The 13,435-nt window shown below is 39.2% G+C and carries 7 protein-coding genes and 2 pseudogenes; 7 read left to right on the top strand and 2 right to left on the bottom strand.

All coding sequences use genetic code 11. From position 1 onward, the window contains the following. Nucleotides 1-5 precede the first annotated feature (5 nt). The 7 genes and pseudogenes from QWZ06_RS27760 to QWZ06_RS08255 all read left to right on the top strand — a co-directional run bounded on the left by QWZ06_RS27760 (nt 6) and on the right by QWZ06_RS08255 (nt 7,469). Nucleotides 6-3,085, top strand: a pseudogene (locus tag QWZ06_RS27760) (efflux RND transporter permease subunit). Further along, entirely contained in the window at nt 3,085-4,395 is a 1,311-nt protein-coding gene (locus tag QWZ06_RS08280; RefSeq protein WP_290297136.1) for a TolC family protein, read from the top strand. The pseudogene QWZ06_RS27760 and the gene QWZ06_RS08280 overlap by 1 nt, the downstream one beginning before the upstream one ends. 11 nt (nt 4,396-4,406) lie before the next feature. After that, on the top strand, nt 4,407-4,652 hold the full coding sequence (locus QWZ06_RS08275; protein ID WP_290297135.1) for a transporter suffix domain-containing protein: 246 nt from the start codon (nt 4,407-4,409) through the stop codon (nt 4,650-4,652). Nucleotides 4,653-4,725: 73 nt separating this feature from the next. Continuing rightward, nucleotides 4,726-5,373, top strand: coding sequence for a hypothetical protein (locus QWZ06_RS08270; protein ID WP_290297134.1), 648 nt, complete (start codon nt 4,726-4,728; stop codon nt 5,371-5,373). Between the two features lie 45 nt (nt 5,374-5,418). Further along, entirely contained in the window at nt 5,419-5,670 is a 252-nt protein-coding gene (locus QWZ06_RS08265) for a hypothetical protein (RefSeq protein ID WP_290297133.1), read from the top strand. 92 nt (nt 5,671-5,762) lie between these two features. Continuing rightward, nucleotides 5,763-6,557 (top strand): patatin-like phospholipase family protein, encoded by a 795-nt coding sequence (locus QWZ06_RS08260; protein WP_290297131.1) that lies wholly within the window; start codon nt 5,763-5,765, stop codon nt 6,555-6,557. 72 nt (nt 6,558-6,629) lie between these two features. Further along, nucleotides 6,630-7,469 carry an RteC domain-containing protein gene (locus QWZ06_RS08255; RefSeq protein WP_290297129.1) on the top strand — a complete coding sequence of 280 codons (840 nt, stop codon included), beginning with the start codon at nt 6,630-6,632 and terminating at the stop codon, nt 7,467-7,469. Between the two features lie 7 nt (nt 7,470-7,476). Here the strand turns inward: QWZ06_RS08255 and QWZ06_RS08250 are convergent. Both QWZ06_RS08250 and QWZ06_RS08245 read right to left on the bottom strand, forming a co-directional pair. Continuing rightward, a pseudogene (locus QWZ06_RS08250) lies at nt 7,477-12,878 on the bottom strand (helicase-like domain-containing protein). Next, nucleotides 12,865-13,302: a DUF1896 domain-containing protein gene (locus QWZ06_RS08245; RefSeq protein WP_290297127.1), complete on the bottom strand. Its 438-nt coding sequence runs from the start codon at nt 13,300-13,302 to the stop codon at nt 12,865-12,867. The pseudogene QWZ06_RS08250 and the gene QWZ06_RS08245 overlap by 14 nt, the downstream one beginning before the upstream one ends. Nucleotides 13,303-13,435: the final 133 nt, after the last annotated feature.

Genomic DNA, 13,435 nt, shown 5'->3' with positions numbered 1-13,435 from the left:
AAGAAATGGCAAATAATATTAAAGCGGTAGCATGGGCTATGCGTTACCATAAAGTCGTGTTTTTGGTAACAGCACTACTTCTAATCGCAGGAATTGGCGGGCTGCTCTATATGCCCAAACAAGAATATCCAACCGTAACTATTAATCAGGGAATTATTGCAGGAATATACCCTGGAGCAAATTCAGAACAGGTTGCAAAACAGCTTACCAAGCCTTTGGAAGAACATCTTTTCAAATATAAAGAAGTAAAAAGAAAGGCTACCTATTCACAATCCAAAGACGGCATTGTTTACGTTTATATTACGCTGAATGATAATGTAAAAAACAAGGATGAAGTCTGGGCAAAAATAAGACATGGATTAAACGAACTAAAACAGGAACTGCCTCCTGAGGTATTGGCATTGATAGTAGATTCAGATTTTGGCGAAACTTCAGCTTTACTGTTTTCAGTCGAGTCTGAAAGTAAGACCTATCGACAGCTTGAAGGCTATATGGAACAAATAGAATCCAGACTAAGACAGGTACCCGAAGTTTCAAAATTGACAAAATCAGGCCAGCAAAAAGAAAGGATTGCCATCTATCTGGATAAGGAAAAAATGGCAAAGAATGGCATCCAAGCTCAGCAAATCGGAGAAGTACTCTATACACAGGGACTGAAAGGATATGCAGGCGATATAGATAATGGAGATATGTCCATTCCAATCTATCTTAACACCGCAAATCAGACCGAGCAGAACATTGCTAACCAGATTATAAGGGGCGATGGACAGACGGACATTCTTCGCTTAAAGGATATAGCCAATGTTGTCAGAGAATATCCTGCACCTGACGATTTTATTAAGAATAACGGGAAAAAGTGCCTATTGATGTCTGTGGAGATGCAGACCGGAAACGATATTACTCGTTTCGGCAACGAATTAAACTCAATTCTTTTAGAGGAGGGAGCCAAACTTCCTGCCGATGTTAAGATCAGTACCATTGTCGATCAATCAAAGGTTGTACAAAAATCTGTGGACGAGTTTCTGGTAGAGATGCTCATCGCCATAATTTCGGTTGTACTTGTTACTGTATTTTTTATGCCGGTACGTGTTGCTGCAGTGGCAGCTACCTCTATTCCCATCACGATTTTTATTTCATTGGGGATTATGTATGCAGCAGGTTTGAATTAAACGTTGTTACGTTTGCCGCACTTATTGTTGTACTAGGTTTGATTGTAGATGACTGTATCGTTATTGTCGACAGTTATATAGAGCATCTCGACGAAGGAATGTCCCGTTGGCATGCATCTATTGCAGGTGCAGGAGAGTACTTTAAATCGCTTGTTTCAGCAACGCTTATCATTAGTGTTACATTTTTTCCTTTTCTTATCACGCTGAAGGGGCCGAATAGAGATTTTATGTTCTCCTACCCGTGGACGTTGACAATTACACTCTTTGTTTCTCTTGCCGTAGCGTTGTTTATTATTCCCTTTATGCAGTATATACTGATAAAAAAGGGTCTGCATAAAGATAAGAAAGACACTAAGAAAAGTTTTCTTGACAGGATCCAGTTGGGCTATGATAAGATACTTCCCGTATTCTTTAAACGTCCGGTGCTAACGATGTCCATATTAATAACTTCTGTGGTGTTGGCTATGTTGATGCTGGGCAATGCGAAGATGAGAATGATGCCAATTGCAGAACGGGATCTGTTTGCAGTCGAAATTTATCTTCCACACGGAAATTCATTGGTTCAAACCGAAAAAGTGGCTGACAGTCTGGAAAAAATCCTAAAAAAGGATGATCGCGTTTTATCGATTACTTCTTTTATAGGAGCAAGCTCGCCACGTTTCCATTCAGGTTATTCACCAAATATGCCTTCTAAAAATTATGCTCAATTTATTGTAAACACCAAATCAAATAAAGCTACTGAAGAACTACTGAATGAATATGCGGACAAATATGCCTTTCATTTTCCAAGAGCTTATGTATTCTTCAAGCAGCTCGATAATGAAGTGGTACGCTATCCTATAGATGTACGATTGACAGGTGCTGATGCAGCCACATTAAAGTCGATGTCTAAGGAGCTAATCCGTGATTTATCTAAAATGGATGAATTCCTTTGGGTGCATAACGATGTAGAAAACCCATCGTCGTCGGTACAGATAAATATAGACCAACAGCTTGCCAACCGTCAAGGAATCTCCAACAATTCTGTCGCTCAAGAACTTGGCGTTATTAATAAAGGAATTGATATAACAAATGTTTGGGAGAATGACTACAAGATGAATGTCACCCTAAGAGGCGAAATAGACAGTTTACGGGAACTTAATCGTGTGGGTAATATTTACGTACCAAACATGGCCGGGGTATCCGTTCCGCTAAATCAAGTGTCCGAAGTTTCACCTGCATGGAGAGATGGACAAATAAATACCCGCAATGGCATTTATACCATCTCTGTACTTGCAGATCTGAAAAGAAATGTAAATCCAAATGATATATTTCCTAGTGTAAGTAATAAGGTTGATTCTCTTCTCAAGAATAAGGAGTATAAAAATATTGACGTTAAATATGGCGGTGTTTCAGAATCAAATGAAGAGTCGATACCACAAACGCTTCTTGCTCTTCTAATAGCCGTATTCATCATCTATTTTGTACTTGTTTTCCACTACAAGAAGATCAGTCTGGCGAACCTGACGCTGGCATCTACAATTCTTTGCTTTTTCGGTGCAGCATTCGGAATATGGGTAACCGGATTTGAATTCGGAATGACCTCTGTCCTAGGATTTGTATGTCTTATTGGTATTGTAATGAGAAATGGAATTATCCTTTTTGACTACGCTGATAAGCTTAGAAAAACTGAAAAGATGAGCGTAAAAGAAGCTGCATTGGAAGCTGGAAGAAGAAGAATGAGACCAATCGTTCTTACTTCAGTGGCAGCATCGGTTGGCGTAATTACAATGTTGGTTGTTGGAAGCCCACTTTGGGGGCCAATGGCAGCTATCATCTGTTTTGGAGCACTGTTCTCTATGGTCTTTATATTAACAATCCTGCCTGTCTCTTATTGGCTCGTATACAGAAAACAGGATACTAACATCGTAAAATAATGAAATCTGTTCACTATATATTTTTTGCTCTTTTCCTTTTGGTTACAAGTGGTGCATCAGCACAGACAAACTACACGCTAGAGCAATGCAAGGAACTCACGTTAAAGAATAACAATGCTCTAAAAGCTGACCGCTTATCAATGGAGGAAGCATCGTTAACTAAAAAAGAAGCCTTTACCAGCTATTTTCCAAAAGTTAATGCATTTGGATTTGGATATCATCTAAAGGAAGGGATGATTGGTAAAGAATCTGCAGAAATGATAAACATGCTTGGTTCAAGTTTTCCTGGGATGCCTAATGTAAGGGACAAGAGAAATGGATATATGCTAGGTATATCTTTGGAACAACCCGTTTTTACAGGAGGACAAATTTATTATGGAAATAAATTAGCTGAGTTAGGCGAAGATGTCAGTAAATATCAGACTCAGGAAGCTAAAAAAAATATACTGGTAAGTGTAGAGCAATACTATTGGACATTAGTATCCCTATATGAGAAACGCAAAACTATTGACGTAATGAAAAATCTAGCCGATAATCTATTTAGCGACGTGAAAGTTGCTGTAGATGCAGGTGTAACAAATAGGAATGATCTACTACAGGTACAGTTAAAACAAAATGAGATAAAGACAAGTGGTGTGGAGCTAGAAAACAGCATCAGCTTATTAAAAATTCAGCTTGCACAATTAATGAACGTAGATGGCGGTCAATTCGAAATTGAAACAAAGGATCAAGAGTATATTTCCAATCCCGTTACTCTCCTTGTGGATCATAACCAGGCCGTAACAAATACGAATATGCATAAGCTCCTAAGTAAAAACATTGAAGCGAAACAACTGGAAAAGAAAATAGAACGTGGTAAATTGCTTCCATACTTTGGTGTTGGGGCTGGCTATTACCAGTACAATGATATTTTCAAAAATACAAATCCGTCTACTATGGTTCACGCAACTTTATCACTTCCCATTTCAGACTGGTGGGGAGGTTCTTACAATCTCCGTAAAAAGCAAACTCAGATAGACAGGGCAGAATACGAGAAAACAGATACTGATCAAAAGCTTCTTGTCATGTTCCAGAGTTATTGGAACAAATTAAATGAAAATTACAACAAGATATTATTGGCTAAACAGGCCATAGAGACAGCCGAGGAAAATGTGCGGATAAACAAAGATCAATACCAAAATGGTCTGAGCATCTTAAGCGATCTTATTGATGCCCAGTCGCTATTACAACAGAGCAGAGATAAACATACAGAAGCCTATACAGGATTTCTGGTTGCCAGATACATCTATCTAAGAGAAACAGGAAGATAAATTATATAACAATGGAAAAAAGCAATTTTAAAAAGACACTTGGTTTTATATTTTTTGCCATCACGATCATATGCTGGATTGGCGCACCTATACTGCCGTTTACTGACATTCCCAATAAGGCAATTGTGACAACTACGGTCGTTATTGTTGGCGAGGTATTTTTCCTCTCAGCTATAGCCCTCCTAGGAAAAGAATATTGGGGTAAAATAAAGCAGTGGTTCAAAAGCCTATTCAGTAAGAAAACTAATAACCCATAGAGATAAAAATATTTAACAATATAAATGGCTATATACTACATGAATGTACATGATAATTTAAATTATTGGGAAAATGATCCCATCTAATAATAGGTGTTTGATATCAATTGTTTTTTTGTTCTTTTTTAGCAACCATGTATTTTCTCAAGACACCATAAGTAACAGCTATAGAGATAAAATAGAGATTACTACTTCATTTGGTATAAGTATCCCACGTTCAGATTTTATGAAGCATAGTAACATTGGTATAAGAACGATGACTGGCTTCCAATATCGGTACAACAAGAATATATTCTTCAGAGCAGTATATGAGATATCACTCTACAGTTTTACAAATACTAGGTCGGTCGATGGATTTTCCATTGTAAACAAAGGTAATCGATCTTTAATCGGGGCGTTCACAGATATCGGATTGAATAAAGGTATTAGAGATAGATTTGAAATTGGAGGTTTTGCGGGGTTTGGTGTTTTGTGGCTTACAAGCCCCTTTACAGAGGTTCAAGGAAGTATTGCCAGTATTAATACGCAGTCGAAAACAAAAGCTTATGAAACTTATCGATTGGGTGGTTTTGCATCATATCGTGTTAATAAAAGGTTTGTCGCTTATATCGAATTACAACATTTCAACGCTCTAAGGCGATCTCATGTATTTGGAAGTAAGCTTGGAGGTACCAATATCGCTTTAGGGTTTCGTACGAATTTGAGCAATCAAAAAAGATGATAGAACGCTAGTATAAGTTCTGATTAACAAAAAAAATAAAAGATTATGGATGAAGTAAATTCACAAAAAATAAAAATTAACTGTTCGGTAGAGCAGATTGTAGATATTTTTTTTCAGCTACATAACGAACTATATTTCGAGGGTAAGCCATTAATTGGCGGCAATCCAGAAGATTTGGCGAGAATAATTACGAACTCTTTTCTAGATTATGAAGGCAAGGCATTAGATCCCTCGTGGATTAAGACAATGTTAGTTCCATCCAGACCTAGTAGGGAGTATAAGATATTTATAATGTAACTCATCAAGTTAATATTTTTCAGACAAATTATGAGCTAGCGACTCAATAATGTCGAATAATTATAATCTAAAGTAGGAAAGGCAATTGAATAATGATAGTAAATAATAAAATTGGGATTACGCTTTCGGGAGGTGGGTTTAGAGGGATAGCTCACCTCGGTGTTCTCCAATATATGGAAGAGTTAGGAATCTCATTTGATGCTATTTCAGGTGCAAGTGCAGGTGCACTTATCGGTGCATTTATTGCTGAAGGCTACACTCCTGTTGAGATTTTCAAATTTGCAAAAACAGAAAACTTTTTCAACTACTCAGATTTGTTCCGAGGTAGTGGAGGGCTATTCAGTCCAGATATATTTGAAAGGATTATCACGAAGTATATCCCTCATGACAGCTTTGAGCAACTCAAAGTACCATTATATGTTTCCGTTACTGATCTTAGTAATGCCCGGTCTTTAGTATTCAATCAAGGTTCACTAAGTTTTGCAATTAAATCTTCATGTTGTTTTCCGATGGTTTTTATTCCAGTCAATTATCACAATGACACAATATTATGCGACGGGGGGATACTCAATAATTTTCCTAGTGAGCATATAAATGCAACGTGTGGAAAGAGTGTCGGTGTGAATGTGAATTCTATTGAGCTTACTAAGGGGCCATTGGGATATGGTGAAATTGTAGATAGGATTATCCGAATAATAACTTCAAAAATAGATAAAGACGGAGCAAATTACTGTGACGTTTTTATACAGCCTGGAGAACTTCGAAAGTTTTCTACTTTTGACACAAAACATATGGATGAAATATATCAAATAGGATATGAACATGCCAAAAAATTTCAAAATGATTTACTTTCTTTAATGGAGCATAATAACAGATCAATGCCATGATTTAGTGAACCATTACCTCTTGGCAGAAGTTAAATCTAATTTCATAACTCATAAAGGGCAACAATATAATAGATGAAAAAATACTGTTATGACAAATTACAGCAGCTAAATGATCACCTAAATGATTTATCATGCGATAAAACAATGTTATTCGCGGAAGATGCAATCGAAATTGCCAAAAAAAAACTGAATGAGGTAAAAGAGTTTATCATCGACCGAGGTTTTAAGGATACGAATGAAGAAATCTGTTTTTTTAAGAAGATAAAACCGCAGTTTGTTGCCAAGTTGATTTATTACAATGGTATTTATAAAATCGAAGCTAAAATACCTTGTGGCGGAGAAAAAGCAACGAGAAAATACTTAAAAAATGAGATTACCAAATTAAAGCGATATTTTGATAATAATCTTGAATTTTACAGATATTATAAAACAAATAGCACTTATCTAGATGATAAATATTTTTTGAGAGGGAAATATGACATAAAACTTAGCTTAGATACTTACTATTTTGAGACAGACCATAGCTTTAGTACTAGCCATGACTATAAAGTTGCAAAAATTTTAGCAAATGATCTTATTCAACTATATATTGAAGATAGGATTTTTAGACTTTCGAACATATTAACTACAAAAAATCCACAACAATCTCTGAATTGGACAGGAAGTAAGGCAGCGCTGGTTGAGCTTATTTATGCTTTGCAAGCGCAAGGAGTATTAGATCACGGGCATGCTGATATTAAACAGATATCAAGAGCATTTTCAAGGATGTTAAATATAGATCTTGGAGATTTTTATCACACTTATCTAGAGTTACGAAACAGAAAAATCAATAAAACTAAGTTTTTAGACTCTCTTCGAGATGGTTTAAGCAAAAAAATGGATGAACAAGATGATAGATCAGAAAATATATGATATTTGGTTAAAATGTATTTTTAATAGTTCTGTTCTTTGTTATTGAAGCATTTAATTCTGGAGGTTTAATTTCATTTTGATTATCTGCTTGTGTCTTCAACTGGGGAGCGATAGATAATTGTATCTTTCTTTCTACGGCTGCCAGTTCTGTTTTGAGTTCACCTAACCGGCTTTCCTTAGTCCAGGTACCATTGACCACTTCTTGAAGAATAGGCAGGTCTTTCTTCAGTTCAGAAATTTTCTCCTGTTCTTGTTTCACATAACCAGGGAGTTTTTCCAAAGCCTTTAAAAAATTCATCGATGCGGTTTCCGGATCTTTCGCCATTAGTCCATTGTTATAGTTGTATTTGATATTTCCTTCGCCCTGTACCAGAAAACGGTTTACCCGAATATCTACTCCTTCTTTTTCAGTCACTTCGGTTTTTACCAATAGATTAAATCCATAAATGCTGCCAATTTCCTCATATTGGCCTCCGGTACGGGCTTTATCGGCAAGTTGGTTCAGCTTTTTACCAATTTGTTTAACATCGGCATTCAGTGGTAGACCGCTCAATTGGACGGGGTTTGCAATTGTACCATCAGAATGCTTTTGTAAGCGACCTTGTAAATTTTCCCAATCAAGGTTGATCCGGCCTAACCTTGATTGGGCACTATCCAGTAATTCTGTAAAGTCTTGCAGTTTGTACTTTGCGCTGAACTTGGAGCGGTTAAAAGCTTGTTTTTCACTTTCCAGCCCCGCAATCTGCTTTTCCAGTTTGGCCTTATCCAATAGCTCTGTATTTCCCGACAGGATGGCTACATATTCTGAAAAGTTCATTCCCGATTTTTCGTCCATACTGCCTTCATCAATAGTACGTTTGCCAAGATTGTTGGTTTTCAACTGGTCAATAAATAGCTGCTTATTGTACAGCAGGTTGAATTTATAGCTATCCAATGATTTTTCTACCGCATAGATGATGACATCTACTTTATTATTAGCAAAGAATTTTGCAATCTCATTGCCCTTACGAACGGCTCTGCCATCCCTTTGAGCAAGGTCGCTCGGTCTCCACGGCGTATCTAAATGATGAACGGCAACGGCTCTTTTTTGAGCATTTACGCCTGTACCCAGCATACTTGTTGAGCCGAACAGCACGCGGACCTTGCCCTCGTTCATCCCTTGAATAAGTTCCTTACGCTGCTTATCGGTTTTAGCTTCCTGAATAAAGCGGACTTCGTGCGCAGGTATGCCGTGGTCTTCCACAAGCTTGCGCTTGATTTCTGAGTAGACATTCCATTCGCCCGGCTTGTAGGTTCCCAGATCAGAGAAAACAAACTGCGTTCCTTTCTGCGCATTATATTGGTTGTAATATTTAGCAATATTTGTCGCACAATGTGAAGCCTTGTTATCAGGATGGTCTTCATATCTGCCGCTTACCATTCGCATATCAAGCGACATCTTGCGGGCATAATCCGTAGCAATAAGCATCTTTGCCTTTTCTTCGCTTTGAGATAAGGGAGCTCTTCCCAAAAGTTCTGCATTCCCGGTTTTGGCAAACTCCATCAGCTTTTGGATAAATACAGCCTGATCTGGTGTAGGCGGTATGTTATACAATACTTCATTTTTATTTGGGCGGTCAATGCCTATATCTTTTGCCGTTCTGTAATCTGTAATTTCTGAATAGAATTGAGCAAGTTCCGGCACTTTGATAAAGTATCGGAAGCGCTCTTTTGCGACGATATTATTAGCCACTGAAAATTCATAATCGGTCGTTTTTCTTGCATAGATAGCTGCCCAGGCATCGAAAGAATGGATACCCTGTTTTTCCATTGCTTTTGGCCGCAGGTATTTGAACAGGAGATACAATTCCGTTAATGAGTTGCTGATCGTCGTGCCCGAAAGAAAGGTTGCGCCCATATCCGCACCAGTGCGGTCCTGAATGGTACGGATGCCAAAGAGCAGGTTCATTGCCTTCAAGCTTCCGTCCACATTGCCCAATCCGGCAACCCGAGTATGCCTTGTATTGAACATCAGATTTTTAAATTGGTGGCTCTCATCTACAAAAAGATGGTCAATGCCCATCTTTTTAAAGTCCACCACATCATCTTTGCGGTTTTTAATATCGTGCTCAAGGGTTTTGAGCTTTACTTCAAGGTTTTCTTTCCGCTTGATTACTCCGGCAAGCATACCTCTGGTAACTTCCTTGCCTTGCGATTGCAGGGCATCGAGGTTACGCTCTACGCTGTCCAGTTCTATTTCTAAGATTTCTTTTTGTATTTCGGGCGACTGTGGTATCATCCCAAATTGGTCATGTGTAAGTATCACGCAATCCCAATCGTTATTTTTTATATCCCCAAAAATTCTTAGCCGTTTTTGGGGCGTAAAATCTTCTTTGCCCGGAAACAAAATTTTTGCATGTGGATAGGCGGTGCGGTAGGCTTCAGCAATTTCATGTACATTGCTTTTCAGCCCGATGATCATCGGTTTGTGCGCTAATCCCAAACGCTTCATTTCATGCGCTGCGGTACACATTACCAATGTTTTTCCCGCACCTACTTCGTGGTCGCAGATGGCACCGTTATTCAATTTTATCATCCAAACAGTGTCCTTTTGGCTGGAGTACAAATCTTGTATACCTAATGCCTTACGGTCCAGTCCCGGAAAGTCCTGATGTGACCCATCGTAATTTGGTCTTACAAAACAGTTAAAGGTGTCGTTGTATTGGTCGGTAAGCCTTCTTTTAAATTCATCGTTTTGAGCGTGAAGCCATTCGCTAAATCCGGTACGCATTTCATCAATCTTCGTATTCGCCATCTGTATGGCTTCCATATCCCGTACCTTCACTTCCTGATCGCCAATCATTACTTTTTTTGTGATGTCAGGTGTGGTATTTACCAATGCGTGTTTGAGCAGGGCAATACCGTCAAATGTCCGGCTCTCGGACTTTACCGCATATTTTTCCCATATATTTTGATTTCCCTGATTACAGGTGACTGAAAAGTCGTCGGAACTTTCAGAATAATGGATACGTACCTCAGTATCAAAAATATGCGAAGCGAACCGGGCGTAAATGCCAGTTGGTATCCAGCGTTCACCAAGATTAAAATCCAGTTCCTCAAATTCGATGCGTCTTGGTCTTGCTTCCTCCAAACGGTAAGGCTTGCTTTGGCCTGGTTATCATCGGGATTGTTCTCAATGTAGGTTCTTACATCTTGGGCTTTCTCTACAACGTTACCTGCAACCCAGCGTTCTGCTATTTCGTATTCCTTTTGCACCGGATTATAGTAAATACGACCGTGTAAAGCTTCTTTCAAAGCATCATCGGGCATACTGCTTATTTCGGACATATAGCCCAAATCCACACCGCCATATTTGTTCAGCGATGCGGCCAATGCTTCTTCGGGATTGTCTGTTGCTATCGTTACGGTAGAGAAAGTTACAGGATGGCTGAATATATCGGCTTTGTGTACCACGCCACCAATTACACGCTCCAAATAAGGGACTTCTTTGCCTGCACTGTCTGTTTTAATGAGCTTGATATTATCGGCACTGTTGAGGTTGCCATACCTTTTTACAAAGTCGTCATATAGGCGGTTCAGTGTTTGCCTTTCTTCCTTATGTTCTATATGAAGTTCAGCTTCTTTGGTGTAAAGCTGTTGATAAATATCACGTACAGCAATATACGCTTCGGCTCTTGCTTTTTGCAGAGGTGGTAATTGCAAAGGGTGGAAAACTGGCGTACCGCCTGATGTATCTACATCTTGCAGGTGGCCAACCCAATCCTTATCCGCCACAAGGCAATCGTTGCGGTGGAACGATTTCGGTTCGCCACCATACGGAGCAGGTTCAGGAATGGTGGCGGGAATTGCTGGCCTATCAGTCAGCTCATTCCCCTTGATGTTTGAAAACAGATCACCGATGATTTCCTGTTTTTGTCCGTTGGATGCCGTATCTTTATTACTTGCCTTATTGGTAACAGGAGGCAAATAAGGCTGTTGCATTGCTGTAAACAGGTCGGTCTGGCGACCAATTGCACCTCTTCTTTTGTTAGTGCTTTGCTTTTTCGTCGTTCTTTTGGGTGAAGAAACAACCGCCAAAGGTTCAGCAATATCTGTAAACAGGTCGAAAATACTTAGCTGCTTCAATTCCTGCGGACTGTTTCCATTTGTTACTGAAATGGATAAGGGCTTTAATTCCCGTCGTATATTTACAGTTTCGTCAACCGGAGTTGTAACCTTTGGCGCAACCGGAATTCGTATCACTGGCTCATCATTACGTTCGCCACGATACTGCCCCAAATTCAGATACATTCCAAAATCATCAGAAAGCATTCCTTTAAGGTCTTTGGCTATTCCGGCAACACCGTCTTTATGTGTATAAATTAAGGCAGGCTGCCCGTAAGGGTCGGTATCTAATTTACTGTCGGTATGTACAATCCTCGTACTTTCCTTTAATAAAGCATTGCCAGGTGTGTTGTATTCGGTTGGTTTGCTTTGGCAAAATAATTCTTCTCTTTCAGTTAAGCCTTGCTTTGCCTTGTTCTTTTGCAGGATAATCAGATCGCTGCCGACTTCTGTACCAGCGTATTCCGTAAATAGATTATTAGGGAGCCGAACAACTGAGACCAAATCGTTTTCCTGCATCAGTGCCCTGCGTATGGGCTCATTTTTTTGGCTGTTCAGAATTCCTTGTGAAGTGATGTAGGCTAGCAAGCCACCATCGCGAAGCATATCAGTTCCTTTCAAAAAAAAGTAATTATGAATGCTTCTGGCTGCCTGAACTTTTGCACTGTCCTTGCTTCGGGAATAAGATAGGTCAAATATGGAGGTATCTCCAAAAGGAATGTTACTTGCAATTACATCATAGCTATTTTGTTCTTTTTCGGGTATTTCCTCAAAACCGCTTACACGTACTTTGCTTTCGGGATAGAGTTGTTTTAGTATTTTGCCTGTCAGTAGATCCTTTTCATAGGCGGTAACATTGGGTTGCTGATTTTCAGAAAAGGATTGTACAAATGAGCCGATACCTGCGGAGGGTTCGAGGAAATTTTTAATGGTAAGACCGCTTTCACGCAAGGTTGCGGAAATCGCATCTATGACCTGTGGCGGTGTGTAAAAAGCAGTAAGTACGGAGCTTTTCATACTGTCTACATACCTGCGGTATTGCTTATCGTTCCCAGAATTTTCTTTAAGAAGCTGGTGGAGTTCCTGAGTGGGCAGGAAAAGGTCGTGTTCCGTTTTTCTCCAATTATTGATGTCTATTTCGTTCTCTATGGGGTTCAGAACGAATTTAAGACCGCCAAATCCGCTGTATTGCATCATTAGCAGTCTTTCGCCTACGGTGGCTTGTCGGTTCTCCTTTTCAAGTTTAAAAGCAATTCGCAGGGCATCAATGTTCTGTTGGAGATGTTGCTTTTTACTGAAGTCCATTTTCCTCGATCCATATTGCGATGGTTCCGGTCAGTTCGGTATAGAGCAGGTCATACGCTGTGTTATAAGCGAAATCATCAGTTAGTTCATAACTGGAGAAAATAGCCTCACAAACGGGGAACATTTTAAGGGCAAACGGTCGCAGTTCCTCATCTGCCATTATGGTGTCAAACTCATTGCAGACTACTTGAAAAACTGTATCGAATTTCGAGAAGTACAGATGTTCAAACAGAATGTAATTGGCTATTTCGTTGCATTGCTCAATGGTGTTTCCCGAACGAAAAGCACCCTCATAGGCATTTGAAGCCCACGAAGAACGCTGGTCTATAAACTTTTGGTCGGTGGCTTTTTCGGGAAAGCTCGTGTTTAATAATTCTTGTAGTCGTAATCTGAAATACGACAGGTCTTTTTGCTGTGTAACCATACTATAATTTTGTTTAGAATTTTGTGTAAAACCTAAAATTAGAGTGGTAGCAAAGAGCCTTTATAGAAGTGGTAGGATTTGGCTTTGAGAGGCGATACTTGGCGTAAAACAAACTATTATCAAAGGATTTAAT

The organism is Chryseobacterium tructae (assembly GCF_030409875.1).
GTDB classification, from domain to species: Bacteria; Bacteroidota; Bacteroidia; order Flavobacteriales; family Weeksellaceae; genus Chryseobacterium; species Chryseobacterium tructae.
This window is presented reverse-complemented; position numbering and strand designations above follow the sequence as displayed.